The 17,317-nt window shown below is 40.7% G+C and carries 11 protein-coding genes and 1 pseudogene; 6 read left to right on the forward strand and 6 right to left on the reverse strand.

Annotated features, from left to right (window positions below; all coding sequences use genetic code 11):
* Positions 1–59: 59 nt before the first annotated feature.
* Positions 60–1,721, reverse strand: coding sequence for a methyltransferase domain-containing protein (locus L8106_RS00665; protein ID WP_009782219.1), 1,662 nt, complete (start codon positions 1,719–1,721; stop codon positions 60–62).
* 16 nt (positions 1,722–1,737) lie between these two features.
* Here L8106_RS00665 and L8106_RS00670 point away from each other — a divergent pair, with 16 nt between their 5' ends.
* Positions 1,738–2,097 carry a hypothetical protein gene (locus L8106_RS00670; RefSeq protein ID WP_156803548.1) on the forward strand — a complete coding sequence of 120 codons (360 nt, stop codon included), beginning with the start codon at positions 1,738–1,740 and terminating at the stop codon, positions 2,095–2,097.
* 634 nt (positions 2,098–2,731) lie between these two features.
* Here L8106_RS00670 and L8106_RS00680 read toward each other — a convergent pair.
* The 3 genes from L8106_RS00680 to tnpA form a co-directional block, all read right to left on the reverse strand.
* The gene (locus L8106_RS00680; RefSeq protein ID WP_009782221.1) at positions 2,732–3,427 is read right to left on the reverse strand and encodes a DUF533 domain-containing protein; all 696 of its coding nucleotides are present in this window, start codon (positions 3,425–3,427) and stop codon (positions 2,732–2,734) included.
* A gap of 142 nt (positions 3,428–3,569) precedes the next feature.
* Positions 3,570–4,871: a pitrilysin family protein gene (locus L8106_RS00685; RefSeq protein WP_009782222.1), complete on the reverse strand. Its 1,302-nt coding sequence runs from the start codon at positions 4,869–4,871 to the stop codon at positions 3,570–3,572.
* A gap of 300 nt (positions 4,872–5,171) precedes the next feature.
* Positions 5,172–5,603, reverse strand: a complete 432-nt coding sequence (gene tnpA, locus L8106_RS00690) for an IS200/IS605 family transposase (RefSeq protein WP_083798356.1) — start codon at positions 5,601–5,603, stop codon at positions 5,172–5,174.
* Between the two features lie 29 nt (positions 5,604–5,632).
* Here tnpA and L8106_RS00695 point away from each other — a divergent pair, with 29 nt between their 5' ends.
* Positions 5,633–6,892 (forward strand): RNA-guided endonuclease TnpB family protein, encoded by a 1,260-nt coding sequence (locus L8106_RS00695; protein ID WP_039895177.1) that lies wholly within the window; start codon positions 5,633–5,635, stop codon positions 6,890–6,892.
* A 19-nt stretch (positions 6,893–6,911) separates the two neighbouring features.
* Here L8106_RS00695 and L8106_RS30170 read toward each other — a convergent pair.
* Positions 6,912–7,097 (reverse strand): annotated as a pseudogene (locus L8106_RS30170) (RNA-guided endonuclease TnpB family protein); the annotation flags it as partial.
* A gap of 153 nt (positions 7,098–7,250) precedes the next feature.
* Complete coding sequence (locus L8106_RS00700) at positions 7,251–7,976, reverse strand: Uma2 family endonuclease (protein WP_009782226.1); 726 nt, start codon at positions 7,974–7,976, stop codon at positions 7,251–7,253.
* A 129-nt stretch (positions 7,977–8,105) separates the two neighbouring features.
* On the opposite strand from L8106_RS00700, the gene crtD reads away from it, so the two are divergent.
* The 4 genes from crtD to L8106_RS00720 all read left to right on the forward strand — a co-directional run bounded on the left by crtD (position 8,106) and on the right by L8106_RS00720 (position 17,275).
* The gene (crtD, locus tag L8106_RS00705; protein WP_009782227.1) at positions 8,106–9,653 is read left to right on the forward strand and encodes a C-3',4' desaturase CrtD; all 1,548 of its coding nucleotides are present in this window, start codon (positions 8,106–8,108) and stop codon (positions 9,651–9,653) included.
* Positions 9,654–10,363: 710 nt separating this feature from the next.
* Entirely contained in the window at positions 10,364–15,019 is a 4,656-nt protein-coding gene (locus L8106_RS00710) for a cadherin domain-containing protein (protein WP_009782228.1), read from the forward strand.
* A gap of 140 nt (positions 15,020–15,159) precedes the next feature.
* Entirely contained in the window at positions 15,160–16,014 is an 855-nt protein-coding gene (dapF, locus tag L8106_RS00715) for a diaminopimelate epimerase (protein ID WP_009782229.1), read from the forward strand.
* A gap of 118 nt (positions 16,015–16,132) precedes the next feature.
* Positions 16,133–17,275 (forward strand): hypothetical protein, encoded by a 1,143-nt coding sequence (locus L8106_RS00720; RefSeq protein WP_009782230.1) that lies wholly within the window; start codon positions 16,133–16,135, stop codon positions 17,273–17,275.
* The last annotated feature ends 42 nt before the right edge of the window (positions 17,276–17,317 follow it).

Below are 17,317 nucleotides of genomic sequence, written 5' to 3' on the forward strand. Positions count from 1 at the left end.
GTTCTCCCACAGAAGTCTAATCTGATCTTCAGTTCAACACTGAGTTGAATTGAGAAAAACTATTTTTTGCGAAAATGCAAAATCCCCCAACTGAGATAGCCCTTCTTTCCAGATTCAATCCAATGATTCAAACCCAGTTTCATCCGTTCAATATAATCCTCACCGCAGCTTTCTAGGGCTTCTTGATAATTTTCATCAACTGCCTTGAGAACCCGAGTGTAATGATTGACTAATTGTTCAGAAAGATCGATCACTTCGATTTCCTCAAGCCCTGTCGCTTTTGCCACTTGACGATAGAATCCAATCGAACCCAAAGAATCCAAATGAATCCGATCATAAACGGGTTGAAGTACGCCTTCAGGACAGTCATCACTTTGCATCGGATCAGTGAAAATAAACTCTCCACCGGACTTGAGAACTCGATAAACTTCTTTAAGAACTAAAGATCGATTTCCACTGTGTAGAATGGCATCCTGTGACCAGACAACATCAAAGCTATGATCATCTAAGGGAATATCTTCAAAACTTGCATCAACAACATCAATTTTTGAACTGATATCCTGTTCCCGATTTAACAGGCGATTGCGTTCGTTTTGAACTTCACTCAGATTCACACAAGTGACATGACAGCCAAACTTTTCGACGAGATAACGAGCGGCACCGCCATAACCTGAACCAATATCTAAAACTCGGCTATTTTCATTGAGTTTGAGACGAGAAGCAATCTGTTCAACTGTGCGGCGACTCGCATCAAAGACAGGTTCATCTTCGCTTTTGTAAATCCCAACATGGATATCTTCTCCCCCCCAAATGCTGGCATAAAAAGCATCTGCACTGTCACTGTTGTAATAGTTGCGAGCCGTATCAACTGTATTTGAATAGGTCGTTTTTCGGATCCCTTGTTCTTCAGTTTCGTATTGCTTCTCCGCAACATGAATAAAGAAGTCTGGGTCATCTTGGTGATGGGTTTCTTGGAAGTCACTATAGGTTTTTATCCGTTGAAAACCCACATCCTGCATCAGCTTACGGGTGTAATCTTTCCGTAAGGGATACATATTCAGATGAAAAACAGATTGGTCGGGAAATTCATAACGAAAACGAGCTAAACCGTCATCGATGTGTTCGGGTTCTGCTTTAACATTTTCTCCACAATAGTAATAAATATGCTTGGAAGAAAAACCGCTATCGAGGATGCCATCATAGTTACGTTGATCTAAAATCAGCAGACCATCATGACGTAAAGCAGCATAAAATTCTGCTAGGGCTTTACGACGATCGCGTTCAGAAAATAGATGAGTAAAAGAGTTTCCCAAACAAATGACCGCATCAAATTTACCATGAATATCACGGTTGAGCCAACGCCAGTCCGCTTGAACAGTGCGTAAAATCAATCCATGATCGCGACCATTTTCAAAAGCCCTTGATAGCATTTCAGGACTTCCATCTGCGCTGACGACTTCAAAGCCAGCTTCCCGTAAACGAATGGAATGAAATCCGGTTCCGGTAGCGACATCTAGGATTTTACGAGCGCCATGTTCTTTGAGAATATCAATAAAGAAGTTTCCTTCACTTTTGGCTCGGGCTTCCCAACTGATCAGTTGATCCCATTTGCCAACAAAATCCTGAATATATTCACGCTGATAGTGAGCAGTGTCCCGAACCGCAATGGGGTCAGAACCGTATTCTTGTTGTTGAGAAGGCGTTTTGTATTCAGTTTGCATTGCTATTTCTGTAATTATGCTTTCTTTCTTTTTCTTTCACGGAAGAAGCCTGACTCGTCAAAATTCTTACTCAAGAAGAATGTTCAAGTTTCCAGTTGTGTGCTACCGCCATCTGATTAATCATGTTGGTTTGAGCTTGGCTTCATTCCAGGTTTTTAGAAGTGAGTTGACAGCAGCAAACCAGAAGACATCTCCCATTCAACCACAGAACTTGAAAACAATCAAAATATACAGTTTTGATCGCTTTGTTAATCTTAAACTGTTTGATGACAAATCTAAAAGAGAACAAAAAAACGTTAAATCTCTCTCCCAGTATAGGGTAAAGGTCTTTTTAGCTTTGCTGTTGATCTTAGAAAAGTTAGCGATTATTAACTGATTACTTTTTAATTTTTTAATAAAAAATTAAGATTTGCTGATCTAAACTTTAAATTCATATAAATAAACTATGATTTAATAAAAAATATTTTTAATTTTTAATCATTCAATTGTGGATTTTGAGTTCAAAAGGCTTGACAAATCGAGGTTCGTCAGAATACGAGTTCTGGCAGATTAAGCAGAGTTATCTACAACTTTAAAAAAATTAATCTTTTTAGGCTACTGATATTTGTTATAGTATAAGTTGTGGCTTGATTAAATATTTCGTTCAATCAAAAAATTCTGCGACTCATCTTTTAACTGGAAAGGGGTTAAGAGTAATTCAAGATTAGATTAAAATTAAGTGTAAAATTCCCCAAAAGTTGCTTTTTTTTGAAGTAATAATTGTAGGGCTAGGGTTGTAGGTTTTATTTGATTTTCAAGAAGAATAAAATTGAGCTAATGATTGCAATAAAAAACAATAATTAGCCCAGAAAATTGAGGCATTCATCTCAACTTTCGAGAGATCACACAGTGACAAAAAATCAAATTCTCTGATCGCTTGAGTAGATCTCAATTGAGAAAATGCCTCAAAATTCCTAAAATTCCAGCTTGTTAACATTCTCGGACATCAATACAGAAGCTTGATTTTGCTTCTAAATATACTTCGAGATATCTTCCTCGCAATCATCAGCTAAATAGGAAAGCGCCCGAAAACGCAAACCGACAAGCTGTTCATAGAGAGGGTTAACTTTGCACATGGGCGGAATATGAACAATCTTGCGACCAAACAAAGTCACATCCCGTTCAAAGGGACATTGAGGAGGAATCATCTTGCAGATAAAACGAGCCACCTTGGGATCGTGAACCTTCCAGTCATCCAACCAATGTTTAACCGGATGCAAAACATCAAGCTGCTGATGTCCTTCTCCCCCCGGCTTCAGAGTCTCCCCTTGGCTCGTTTGAGCTTGTTGAGCCTCAAGATCCTCTAAAGTATGGCGTAGAGATTTCAAAACCTGATCATCGAGATCTAGAGCCTGACAAAACTGGTGCATGAGGTCATCTTCACACACGGAATAAATCCCGTCGGCTAAAGCAACCATTACGGCAGTTCTGAGGAAGTTTTCTGCCATTTCAGTTCCTTTTCCTAAGTGAGTGGCTAACTCCTGGGGTGAAATGGGTTCGAGGGTCGATACATCTGTATCTGTCCCCAACTGTTCATGGGTGAGAGAAACAATCAGCTCTTGTTCTTCTGCATCAAATTGTCCATCTGCCAAAGCCAGAGTTAATAATCCACGTAACCATGCAGTGGTTTGTTCGTTGGTGTAGGGTGATTGAGCAGTCCTAGTCATGAGTTGCGATCTCTTATCAGGAGATTAAATTAAGGTCTGGAGAAAAGCTATTCTCCAATTTTTACAATAACTGGGCTACGATGTCTCGATCAACTTTAGTTCTCTCGACAACGGAAGTCAATTCTGACTCCAATTTGGATAATCAGGCTGTGATCGGTTTAAGATACGTGACACCATAAGCTTTTGCTGACAAGTATTTTTGAGCAGCAGAGCGTAGATCTTCAGCATTGATCGCTTGAATACGAGCCGGATAGTTAAAGGCAACGGTTAAATCTCCAACAACAGATTGATAATAACCATATAATCCAGCGCGATCGCTAGGTGTCTCATTCCCAAAGATATAACGATTTGCGACTTGAGTGCGAATGCGAGCAATTTCCGCCTCTGAGATCAACTCAGTTTGTATCCGTTCCATGTGTTGAATAATAGCAGCTTCAACCTCAGCCAAATTTTCCACCGGAAGCCGAGCGGAGATATAAAATACTCCTTGTAGGCGTTGAGTCATGTGACTGACGGAAATCGACGAAACCAAGCCTCGGTTTTCCCGCAAATCTTGAACAAAACGAGCGGTTCGTCCTTGACCTAAAATGGTTGCCAGGATATCAAGCGCATAGGTTTCATCAAGTTGATTCAACCCCGGAGTTCGCCAAATCATCACCAGCCTTGCTTGTTGTAAGCTTTCATCAACCATCTCCTGTCGAACAATAGTATCAAAACAGGTTTCTGGAGTTAAGTTAGTGCTATGGGGTTCAACGGTTGTTTCCCAGGGTTGAGGATTGATCTCATTAATCGAATTTTCAACAATTTCGATCAACGTCTGGGCTGGTAAATTTCCCACAACGGCGACTGTTGTTGAACTAGGTTGGTAGTGAGTGCGATGAAAATCTCGCATCTGTTGAGAGGTGACTTGTTCAATTACCTCAGATGGCCCTAATACTGGACGTCGGTAGGGAAGCCGTTCAAACGCCATTTCCATCGAATGTCGAAAAGAACGACGACTAGGATTATCCTCAGAACGACGAATTTCTTCAAGTACGACAAACCGTTCCCGTTCAAAGGCATCATGGGGAATACTCGCATTAAACACAACATCGAGTTGTAGCGGGGCTAACTCGGCAAAGTCGTGAGGTGCGGTTGTAATGTAATAGTGAGTATAATCTTGGCTGGTGGCGGCGTTGGTGACAGCCCCCCGTTCTTCGATCAGTCGCTCAAACTCTCCCATTTCGAGTTGGGGTGTGCCTTTAAACACCATATGTTCTAGAAAGTGAGCCATGCCGTTAATATTATCCGGTTCATTCGCCGAACCGACATTCAACCACACATTTAGGTTCACCGCCTCGACGGGTAACTGTTCTGCTACAATCGTGAGACCGTTGGGGAGCCGATGTACCGTTGGTGCATTGATCGGACGACTAGAAGAGGGTTTTATTAAAATTGAGGTCATTGGCTGCCATCCCACGTTGTTTTTTCACTTTCCATCTTAAGATGCTTGCCTTTAATCTTCAGCACAGTTTGAGACATTATTCACAATTAACCGAATAATCGGATTCAATCATCCTTGTACTCTGCGATCGCGATTACTGCTTTCGGCTAGATTAACTTACTCTCAGTTTGACATCCTCCCCGCCGTAAACGACGGGGATTCCAAATCTCACGATTTGGATTTCCTCTTTCTACGAGTTGACTTACTTAATTGGGTTTCCCCAACTAACAGGGCAAGGGGTCTCCCGTTATAATCTCCGATTTAGCGGGAGGGGAATTGCCCGACGGGGTATGCGTGATCTTGAACATAACTTTTCAATTGTTCTATTGTTACACCGCCACAAGATGCAATAAAGTAAGAACCTGTCCAGAAAACTTTTTTGTCGCCATAAAACTTTTCCAGGTGTCCTGCAAACTCTTGACGTATCAGACGACTGGTAACGGTTTTGAGATTTGCTATCAGTTTAACCGGAGCCACTTTAGGGTTAAGGTCAATTAAAAGGTGGATATGATCATGTTCACCGTTGAACTCAATCAGACTGCACTCCCATTTGATGCAGGTATCAGCACAGATTTGATTCAGTCTGGTTAATATTTCGTCTGTAATGGTTTTTCGCCTGTATTTGGTCACGAATACAATATGTACAGTAAGACGATAAACTGACCTATTGCTTTTAGTATAGTTGCCTTTCACCATGTCACGACAAGTGTTACAATCAAATGATGATACTCACTTACGTCTACCGAATCAAGCCGAACACCGAGCAAGTCGCCACCATGGAAAGGTGGCTAGAATTGTTGCGTCGTCACTGGAACTATGCTCTAGGACAAAGGCTTGATTGCTTGAATCGGACTCGTTGTCAGATTGATAGGTGCAGTATCGTTAGTGAGCCGATTGGTGAAATTCCTCAAACTGTTAACTATTATAGCCAACAGGCGGCTCTCAAGGAAACTAAGCGGTTGTTCCCTGAGTATGTGCAAATCTACGCCGAAACTCAACAAGTTAACCTACAACGACTAAACAAAGCTTGGGATAAATGGCGCAAACCTGACAAAACTGGAAAACGTGGCGGTCGCCCCAGATTTAAGAAACAAGGTCAATTACGGTCATTTGTATTCCCACGGGTCAATAAATCCAGAGCAGGAGCGCATATAAAAGATGGGGTGCTTAAGCTGAGTCGAATTGGTGAAATATCTGTGGTGATGCACCGCCCGATACCGGACGGCTTCACCCTGAAACAATGCACCATCATCAAAAAAGCAGACGGCTGGTATTGTTGCAGATCAATGCTTGATGACAGCGTTCCGGAGTTGTTACCTGTAGATGAGCTTAAATCTGCTGTCGGTATTGATGTGGGGTTAGAGAAATTCTTGACCACATCAGATGGTGAGGCTGTTGCAATTCCTCAGTTCTACCGGAAAGCGGCTGATAGGTTAGCTCAAACTCAACGAGCAATGTCACGCCGTGTGAAAGGTTCTAAAAACTGGGAGAAAGCTAAACAGAAGGTAGCTTTATTGCACCTTCATTTAACTCGTTGTAGAAAGGAATTCCACTATCAAGTAGCTCACTGGTTATGTAGTAAGTATGATTTGATTGCACATGAAGATCTCAACATCAAAGGACTCGCCAGAACAAAACTAGCAAAATCAATACATGATGCAGCGTGGGGGTCATTTCTGGAAATCTTACAGGCAGTGGCGGTCAAACGCGGTTTGTTAATCGAGAAAGTTAATCCACGGGGTACAAGTATTGAGTGCTTCAATTGTGGTTCTAGGGTTGAAAAGAGTCTGAGTGATAGAGTTCATCACTGTTCCAGTTGTGGAGTCGCGATTGACCGCGATTGGAATAGCGGAATCAATATTTTGAATCGTGCATTACTAGCGGTTGGACTGCCGCTCAATGGCTGTGATCAATCAATTATTGATATTGAGGATCAGCAAGTCTCATTCGTGAGTTTGGGAAGCCCACATCATAATCTCTGATTTGATGTGGGAGTAGTCACGGAAACTCCGGGTTGTCTGACAGCAGTTTGCAGTAGGCATAAGCATCGTTACGACTTTTAACTTGGCCGTCTATCCACGCTTTGATGATGCTATTCCGGACGAATCGACCAGTGCGGATGGCTTGATCCAACCGACTGTACTGAGATTCAGTTCCTTGTTGCAACTTCATTTCGTAGACGAGCATAGCTTATCATCGTCATTGACGATAAACTATCGTAGCACAAAAATAATCCGTCGTTTACGACGGGGCTTTAAACCTGCTTCTCTTGGTAATATTTTTGAATCAAGAGTTGTCAAACCGATTGGCTAATATTCAGTATACTTCTGACTGCGATATCTATAAAGTTTGAGGATCAATCCCTAACTCTCGCAATTTTGCGGCTAATTTGTCATTTTTTTGTCGTTCCATTTCCAATTGTTGTCGTTCCATTTCCAATTGTTCTTGATTAGCTTTTGCCGTTTCTTCTGGCGTTAAAATCAATTCCCCTTCTGGCGTAAAAAACCGCAACTGTTCTTGATAAACCCCCAAACAAAGTTGAAGTTGTTGACTCCAAAGCAAACCTTTTTCATTCGGTTGTAAGTCTTGATATTCTCCATCGAGCAAATGAAACCCTCTAAACTCCAAGGTATGGGGATCAAACCAAAAATAGTCCGGTGTGCGGAAAGTATTCTGATAAATCAGCTTTTTCTCTCCTCTATCTGTCTTGGCGGTTGAGTCGGAAAGCAATTCAATAATAATATTCGGATACTTCCCCTCTTCTGCCCAAACCACCCAACTTTTACGGGGTTTGCGTTCAGTTCCTAATACTACAAAAAAATCAGGCCCTCTAAAATCTTGAGTTTTAATCTGACGGGGACTATAATAAATTGTCAGATTTCCGGCTGCAAAAAAATCATCTCTATCTTGCCAGAACCATTCCAAACCCGATAACAACAATAAAATTTGTTTGAGATGTAGATAACTTTCCAAAGGCGGTTCCTCGCTGTATAAATCACTCGGAGGAATTTCAATTTCCTCGAAGTTTTGAGTTTGCCAAGCTTCTAAATCTTTCGCTACAGACATAAAAAATAGGAGTTATAAAAACACCGAATAACGATTAGTTTAACATTCGAGTCCCCTCGTTCGGGAATTTCTGCGCGATCGCAAAACTTGAATTATGATCAAAAACGTTAATAAATATTAAGCTTATTCATGTCAACGGTTCACAAAAATCACTCACAACCTCGAGTTATCGTTGTAGGTGCGGGAATTGGGGGACTCACCGCAGGCGCATTACTCGCCCATCGAGGGTATGAAGTTCTCATTTTCGATCAAGCCATTGTTCCCGGAGGATGTGCTTCTACCTTCAAACGACGGGGGTTTACCTTTGATGTCGGTGCAACCCAGGTCGCCGGACTCGAACCGGGAGGAATTCATCATCGGATTTTTTCTGAACTAAATATCGAACTCCCTTTATCGACGCCTTGCGATCCCGCTTGTGCGGTATTTCTTCCCCATGAAACCGAACCGATTAATATTTGGAGAAATTCACAAAAATGGCAAAACGAACGTCAAAAACAGTTTCCCGGTAGCGAACCGTTTTGGTTATTAATGAACCGATTATTTCAAGCCAGTTGGCGATTTCAAGGGCGAGATCCGGTGTTACCTCCTCGCAATCTTTGGGATATTTGGCAACTGATAAAAGCGCTTCGTCCTGATACAACAATCACGTTTCCGTTTACTTTTATGACTGTTGCAGATGCGTTGCGTTTGTGCAAGTTGGATGACAATTTACGGTTAAAAACGTTTTTAGATTTACAGCTAAAACTCTATTCACAAGTGGATACCGAAGAAACAGCGTTATTATATGCAGCAACGGCTTTAGGGGTTTCTCAAGAACCTCAAGGGTTGTATCATTTACAAGGCAGTATGCAAGTATTAAGCGATCGCTTAGTTGCCGCTTTAGAACGAGATGGTGGTAAACTATTGATGCGTCATACTGTCGAAGCGATAGAAACCGAGAACGGAAAAGCAACCGCAGTTCGAGTAAAAAATCAAAAAACAGATGAAGTTTGGCGAGAAACGGCTGATTTTGTCATTGCAAATGTGACAACTCAGAATTTAGTCAAACTGACGGAAATGGGGAGTAGTCAACCTCAAACTCCCTCTGGGCTTTTTCAACGGGGTTATCAGCGCAGAGTCGATAAACTTCCTCCGGCTTCTGGTGCTTTCGTTGTATATTTAGGTGTAGATCAATCTGCAATTCCGGCTGGATGTCCGCCTCATCTGCAATTTCTCTATGATTATGATCAGTTAATTGGTGAGAATAATTCTCTGTTTGTTTCGGTGAGTCATCCCGGTGATGGACGCGCACCCGAGGGGAAAGCCACGATTACTGCTTCTAGTTTTACAGATACTCGCCAATGGTGGAATTGTCAAGATTATCAAGCTTTAAAACAACAGTATACAGAAGAAGTGATCGCCCGGTTGAGTTCCTATTTTCACCTCACTCCGGAAACTATCATTTACCAAGAAGCCGCTACACCTCGTACTTTCGCACATTTTACCGCTCGGGATCAAGGGGTAGTTGGGGGAATAGGTCAACGAATTCCGACCTTTGGCCCATTTGGGTTTGCGAACCGAACCCCTTTTAAACAGTTGTGGTTAGTTGGAGACTGTACCCATCCGGGTGAAGGAACTGCGGGTGTGTCTTATTCGGCGTTAACGGTAGTGCGACAAGTAGAAGCCTGTCGTTTGTAGAATGTTGTAGAGATTGTCAATAATCCTGAGTATTTAGCCGTCATGGTTTGTATTGGAACCGTTGACGGTATATTTTTGGGAATTTGAGGCTAAGTCTGATTGAGTTCAACCTTGATTCCATTTCTCCTTTACCTTGAATCCTCTAATCCGATAGAAAATTAAATTGATTTAAACCTATCTCTATTTGAGGGAAAAAGAATCAGTTTTCAAGAGTGGCAAAATTTCAGTGTTTTTACGGATAGCATTGAGTTAAAAAAATACAGAGATACTGAAAAAAATTATCTCAAAGTTTGAGTTTAGAGACAAACACACTGCAATGGGACTCAAAATAGATAACTTTGGCTACAACTCGTAGTTTACAAGTATTTGCAAGAAAAGAGGTGTACAGAAAAGTATAACATATTATATAAATTTTAATATTTTTTTCCTAATATTCTATCTAATATTTATCAAATTAGTAAGTTTGTAAAAATTCTGTAAAGTTACCGAGAAAATACGGACATTGAGTTTTTTGTAAACTACACTGGAAGTATAGCTTAAGTCCGCAAAAACACGTAGATGTGAATAAACGGACTGAAGTATCCCTCGACAAGATTACCTAGCCTGTAAATTTCGTGGTCTTAATTTATCCCATAAAAATCATTAATTAAACTGTCCATATTTGTTCAAAATCTAATTAAAACATTAAAATAAAACCAGAGTGCAAAATTATGACTATCCCTATTAAAGATCTAATTGCTGTCTACGATAATCTGACTGAAAATACTGACGATCAATATACTGTCCAAGAGGTAAACTCTCCTCAAAAGACATTTAAACACGACTTTCAAGTTGGAGAAGAAAACAACCTCACGATTACAGGTTTTACCAGTAACGCTAGTGAAAACTATGATTTACTGTCATTTGTTGATCGAATTAACATCAAGCGCGTTGATAATGATATTGTTAAAGGTGAAAGACAAATCATTTGGTTTGAACAGCAAGATAGAACCAAAACCGATCTTTTATTAAAACCTTCTATTGTCACCACAATGGAGGAGAGTTTACTGAGTAATGTGGTGAATAGAGGAACAGATAATATTTTTACGAATCAAGGAAATGAAGACGGAAATAATAATAACATTGAAAGAGTAGACTTAGTTTCAATCAATGGATTGTCAAGTCCACAGGAATTTTTGGGTAAAATTGGCTTTTTAATTGTAGAAAGAAATGGGAATGATCCGTTTAAAATTGCACCAATAACAGCAATTGATCAACAAGGAAATCCGACAGAATTTGGAACCCTTAAAAGTATTGGTATAGACAGTTGGGGGAAATCATCATCTTCTATTCTCGCTGAAGTTATGCGAAAAGATGAGAATGAACCGAATTTACGTTCAACAAGAGTTTTAGGAGGTTCGCAGGCTGTCGCTGGTGTTTTTATTAGCTACGCCGATCTGGAAATTATTGATGATCAAACTTTCTATGGTTTCTCTATTTTTCCCCCAGATGTTGATGAAAACAATGATTTAGTGGGTTTAACGGATTTTCCAAATAACACACCAGAAATAGATTTACAAGGAAACTACTTTGGAAGTTTAGACTTGATTTCTGTGGGTCGTATTTTTGTTCAACAAGACATAAAAATTCCTCCTAAAATTACTAGCGATGGAGAGGGTAAAGAAGCGGATATTTCAATCATTGAAAACACAACTTTAGTCACAGACATTAACGCAACCGATGAAAAAAATAGCGAAGGAAATGGTTTAACCTATAGTATTAGTGGGGGAGACGATCAGGATTTATTAACCATTGATCCGATAACTGGAGAAGTGAGTTTTCAAGTATCTCCCGACTTTGAAAATCCCACAGATCTTGATGGAGATAACGTCTATCAAGTGGAAGTGACAGTGACAGACTCGGAAGGGTTAACTGATATTCAAGTTATTAATATTACGGTTAGCGACGAAGACGAAAATACGAATCCTCAACTGTCGAATAACCCAGAAGTTGACTCTCCTGAAATCATCATTCCTGAAAACACAACTTTAGTCACAGACATTAATACAACCGATGACAACGACAGCGAAGGTAATGGTTTAACCTATAGTATTAGTGGGGGAGACGATCAGGATTTATTAACCATTGATCCGATAACTGGAGAAGTGAGTTTTCAAGTATCTCCCGACTTTGAAAATCCCACAGATCTTGATGGAGATAACGTCTATCAAGTGGAAGTGACGGTGACAGACTCGGAAGGGTTAACCGATATTCAAGTTATTAATATTACGGTTAGCGACGAAGACGAAAATACGAATCCTCAACTGTCGAATAACCCAGAAGTTGACTCTCCTGAAATCATCATTCCTGAAAACACAACTTTAGTCACAGACATTAATACAACCGATGACAACGACAGCGAAGGTAATGGTTTAACCTATAGTATTAGTGGGGGAGACGATCAGGATTTATTAACCATTGATCCGATAACTGGAGAAGTGAGTTTTCAAGTATCTCCCGACTTTGAAAATCCCACAGATCTTGATGGAGATAACGTCTATCAAGTGGAAGTGACGGTGACAGACTCGGAAGGGTTAACCGATATTCAAGTTATTAATATTACGGTTAGCGACGAAGACGAAAATCTACTTCCTATAGATAACGGAAATAACGAAGAAATTGAAACTCCCGTTGATAACGAAGAAACTGAAACTCCTGTTGATAGTGGAGAAACTGAAACTCCTATTAATAACGGAAATAACGGAGAAAATGAAACTCCTGTTGATAGTGGAGAAACTGAAACTCCTATTAATAACGGAAATAACGGAGAAAATGAAACTCCTATTAATAGCGGAGAAAAGGAAACTCCTGTTAATAACGGAGAAACTGAAACTCCTGTCGATAATGGAAATAACGAAGAAACTGAAACTCCTGTAAACAATGGAGAAACGGAAACTCCTGTTGATAATGGAAATAACGAAGAAATTGAAACTCCTGTAAACAATGGAGAAACGGAAACTCCTGTTAATAACGGAGAAAAGGAAACTCCTGTTAATAACGGAGAAAAGGAAACTCCTGTTAATAACGGAGAAAAGGAAACTCCTGTCGATAATGGAAATAACGAAGAAACTGAAACTCCTGTAAACAATGGAGAAACTGAAACTCCCATTGATAATGGAAACAACGAAGAAACTGAAACTCCTGTTGATAACGAAGAAACTGAAACTCCTATAGATAACGGAGAAAAGGAAACTCCCGTTGATAATGGAAACAACGAAGAAACTGAAACTCCTGTTGATAACGAAGAAACTGAAACTCCTATAGATAACGGAGAAAAGGAAACTCCCGTTGATAGTGGAGAAATTGAAACTCCTGTTAATAACGGAGAAACTGAAACTCCCGTTGATAATGGAAATAACGAAGAAACTGAAACTCCTGTAAACAATGGAGAAACGGAAACTCCTGTTGATAAAGGAAATAACGGAGAAAAGGAAACTCCTGTTAATAACGGAGAAATTGAAACTCCTGTCGATAGTGGAGAAACTGAAACTCCTGTTAATAACGGAGAAAAGGAAACTCCTGTCGATAATGGAAATAACGAAGAAACTGAAACTCCTGTAAACAATGGAGAAACTGAAACTCCCATTGATAATGGAAACAACGAAGAAACTGAAACTCCTGTTGATAACGAAGAAACTGAAACTCCTGTTGATAACGAAGAAACTGAAACTCCTATAGATAACGAAGAAACTGAAACTCCTATAGATAACGAAGAAACTGAAACTCCTATAGATAATGGAGGAAATGAAACTCCTGTTAATAGTGGAAATAACGAGAAAGATACACCTAAATTATCCTCTATTCCTACTACTGAAAAAACAGAAGAAACAAGTATTTCACGAAGCGATGATGGAGGAAAGGAAGAAAACTCACCCCTACCTATTCCAGTAGGAAATAACTCTAATTGTGGATGTTCAATAATTCCTGAAATCGAAGCAGTTGATTTCCCAAATCATCCAACTTTAAATGCTAATCTTGTTGTAACAATGGAAACTTCCACTCATGGAAGCGAGGCGAATGATATCCTGACTGGAACCTCAAATAACGAAGCAGTTTTCAGTTTTGGAGGGGATGATATTATTAATGGACTCGAAGGTCAAGACTGGCTAGAAGGGGAAAAAGGCGATGATCAAATACGTGGCGATATGGGTCACGATAGCCTGATCGGAGACGATGGAAATGACAGTCTTTTAGGAGGTCGAGATGATGAATTTTCTTCAACTCGCGACACCAACGGAAACGACTGGATAAGTGGCGGTTTTGGAAATGATTTCATCTCCGGAAATGAGAGTGAAGATATGCTGATGGGAGATGAAGGCGATGATTTTGCTTACGGAGGTCAAGGTGACGATCAACTATTCGGTGATCAAGGAAATGATACCCTCTGTGGCGATCGCGGAAATGATACAATTGTGGGTTCTAATGGGAGTGAAAAAGCGGTTGGGAACACCGAAGAAAAAGATGTCTTATTTGGTTATCAAGACAATGATTTAATACAAGGAGGTCAGGGAGAAGATATTATCTATACGGGTAAGGGAAATGATATTTCCTTCGCCGGAAAAGACAATGATTTAGTGTGGGGAGATCACGGAGATGATACCCTCTCAGGTGATGATGGCGATGACACCTTATTCGGTGATACAAATGACCCCAATGCGACTGAAATGCAAGGAAAAGATATGGCTAGCGGGGGGTCTGGAAATGATTTTATCGGCGGAAATCGTAATAATGATACCCTGATGGGAGGTGAAGGTCAGGACACAATTCGCGGAGGAAAAGAAGACGATTTTCTATATGGTGAAACTGGAGATGACCTTCTCTTTGGAGATTTAGGAAATGACAAACTCTGTGGAAATGATGGAAATGATATTCTGTTTGGAGATACAGAAGATGAACAGGCTGCTGGTGGAAATGACACTTTAATTGGTGGAAATGGAGATGATATTCTCAGTGGAAACCAAGCCGCAGATATCCTATGTGGGGGTGAAGGAAATGATAGTCTTCATGGAGGAAAGGATAACGATATCTTGAAAGGAAAAGCCGGAGTTGATTGGCTGTTTGGAGATGAAGGAAACGATACCTTAACGGGTGGAGAAGATCGGGATTATTTCGTTTTCTCTAGCCATAGTGGAACTGATATTGTTGAAGATTTTAAAGTCGGTGAAGATTTAATTGTACTCGACAACACGATCACGTTTGCTGACTTAGCGATTTTTCAACGGGATACTTCCACCGTAATTGGTCTATTGGAACTCAATCAACCCATCGCTATTTTAAACAATGTGACTGCATTCTCCATCACTGAGGATAGTTTTGTAAATGTTTAACGCTTTGAATCACAGAGAACCCCAGAAAATCATCTCTCTTTAGATAGACTTTTCAAGACCCATTAATAATTTTCGCCCCTAAAGATGTAAAGCCCTCTGCCCTCTGCTAGACTTATTTTTGTGAACCGTGGAGAGATGCAATGGCAATTGAGTTTACAAAATACCAGGGTTTGGGTAATGACTTTATCTTGATTGACAATCGGCATCAATCAGAACCCCTCATTACTCCAGAACAGGCGATGCAGATGTGCGATCGCAATTTTGGGATCGGTGCTGACGGGGTAATTTTTGCCTTGCCTGGCACCTCCAACACTGACTATACCATGCGGATTTTCAACTCTGATAGTTCAGAACCGCAAATGTGTGGGAACGGGATTCGCTGTCTAGCCAAATTCATCGCCGATTTAGAACACCGTGACGGTAAAATCAACCAAATTCCGTCTTCTGTCAGCTACAAAATCGATACATTGGCAGGAGTGATTACTCCCGAGATTTTAGCAGACGGACAGGTCAAAGTCGATATGGGTCAACCTCGACTGCTAGCGGTCGAAATTCCCACCACTCTGACGAAAGCCGATGAAAAAGTCGTCAATGTTCCTCTCTCTGTCGCTGAACAGTCCTGGAAAGTCACTTGTGTCAGCATGGGTAATCCTCACTGTATTACCTTTGTCGAAGATGTGGCGGCGATTCCCCTCGCCGAAATTGGCCCCCAATTTGAACATCATCCGGCGTTTCCCGAACGCACCAATACCGAATTTATCCAAGTGATCAAACCCGATTATCTCAAAATGCGCGTTTGGGAACGAGGTGCAGGTGCTACACTAGCTTGTGGAACTGGAGCTTGTGCAGTAGTGGTGGCAGGTGTATTAACCGGAAACTGCGATCGCTCAGTTACAGTAGAATTACCCGGAGGAAATCTGATGATTGAATGGTCAGCCTCGGAACGGCTTTATATGAGTGGGCCTGCTGAACGGGTATTTACAGGTCAGTGGTGAATTCAGCAGTTCAGAATTGATCAATCAGTCTTCAAAATTATTGATAGGTTGGTGGGATGAATCTCAACTCTAGAATTTCTACTAGAATTTTAAACTTACAAAAATTGGCATAATAGCTATGGGTGGAGGTATATATCTGATCCAAGATGACGATCAGCTTGTGGAAATGATGGAACAAGCTTATGACTCAGAAGATCAGCTTCAGGAATTGTTAGAAACTTATCCAAATTTATTAGCTGGAGATGAAATTGATCGGGCAACACCGAGACGATGGTTAATCATTTCTCGGGAAGTAACGATTCCAGCCGAAGAAGAAGCAAGCGGGCGATGGTCAATCGATCATTTATTTCTTGATCAAGATGCCATTCCAACTTTGGTAGAAATTAAACGCTCTCACAATGCCGAAACTCGTCAAAAAATGCTCGGTCAAATGCTCGACTATGTAGCCAATGTGGGAATTTATTGGCCAGTCGAATCGACCATTGCTCAATTTGAATCCAACTGTCGCGATCAAGGTCGTGATCCTGAACAAGTTTTTGAAGAATTTTTAGGTTCAGAATCCGATGAAGAACGGTTTTGGCAAAAGGTAAAAACAAACATCCAAGCCGGAAAAATTCGTCTGATTTTTGTCGCCGATGAAATTCCCGCCCCCTTACGACGTATCGTTGAATTTCTCAATGAACAAACAGATCCGGTTGAAGTTTGGGCTTTAGAAATCAAGCAATATGTTTCTCAAGATGGCTTAAAAACATTAGTTCCGCGTGTGATTGGTCAAACCGCAGAAGCACAGCAGAAAAAATCGAGTGCAACCGGAGAAAGACGGCGCTGGGATGAGAATTCTTTCTTTGATGAACTGAAGATTAGACGCGGAATTGATGAAGCGGAAATGGCACGAAAAATTCACGCTTGGACTCGAAAAGAAGCCGAAACCGATGTGCAATGGGGAACCGGAGATATTTATGGAGGGTTTGCCGCAATTTTGCATCAAAAAGGTAGAAAACCTCATAAGTTATTTAGTGTTGATATTTCCGGTCGCTTAGAAATTTCTTCGATTAAATATGGTTCTCAGCCGCCTTTTGATCGCGAAGAAAAATGGGTGGAACTCCGAGGACGATTTAGTTCAATTGGTGTATCGCTTCCCGTTAATAAAGCAGAGTTTAGATCCCCTGCTATTCGTTTATCTACCGTTCAAGATGAAGCCGAACTCACAAAAGTTTTGGAAACATTTGATTGGGTAGTAACGGAGATCAAAACCTCATAATTTATAGCTATTTATCGCTAAAAAAACCTCCTGTTTTTGAGT

Origin of the sequence: Lyngbya sp. PCC 8106 (genome assembly GCF_000169095.1) — a bacterium.
Lineage (GTDB): Bacteria > Cyanobacteriota > Cyanobacteriia > Cyanobacteriales > Microcoleaceae > Capilliphycus.

What these genes read in the sequence shown, in the direction of transcription:
- dapF (WP_009782229.1), top strand. Translation starts at nt 15,160, where the DNA reads ATGGCAATTGAGTTTACAAAATACCAGGGTTTGGGTAATGACTTTATC.
- L8106_RS00710 (WP_009782228.1), top strand. Translation starts at nt 10,364, where the DNA reads ATGACTATCCCTATTAAAGATCTAATTGCTGTCTACGATAATCTGACT.
- crtD (WP_009782227.1), top strand. Translation starts at nt 8,106, where the DNA reads ATGTCAACGGTTCACAAAAATCACTCACAACCTCGAGTTATCGTTGTA.
- L8106_RS00680 (WP_009782221.1), bottom strand. Translation starts at nt 3,427, where the DNA reads ATGACTAGGACTGCTCAATCACCCTACACCAACGAACAAACCACTGCA.
- L8106_RS00670 (WP_156803548.1), top strand. Translation starts at nt 1,738, where the DNA reads ATGCTTTCTTTCTTTTTCTTTCACGGAAGAAGCCTGACTCGTCAAAAT.
- L8106_RS00700 (WP_009782226.1), bottom strand. Translation starts at nt 7,976, where the DNA reads ATGTCTGTAGCGAAAGATTTAGAAGCTTGGCAAACTCAAAACTTCGAG.
- L8106_RS00685 (WP_009782222.1), bottom strand. Translation starts at nt 4,871, where the DNA reads ATGACCTCAATTTTAATAAAACCCTCTTCTAGTCGTCCGATCAATGCA.
- L8106_RS00720 (WP_009782230.1), top strand. Translation starts at nt 16,133, where the DNA reads ATGGGTGGAGGTATATATCTGATCCAAGATGACGATCAGCTTGTGGAA.
- L8106_RS00665 (WP_009782219.1), bottom strand. Translation starts at nt 1,721, where the DNA reads ATGCAAACTGAATACAAAACGCCTTCTCAACAACAAGAATACGGTTCT.
- L8106_RS00695 (WP_039895177.1), top strand. Translation starts at nt 5,633, where the DNA reads ATGATACTCACTTACGTCTACCGAATCAAGCCGAACACCGAGCAAGTC.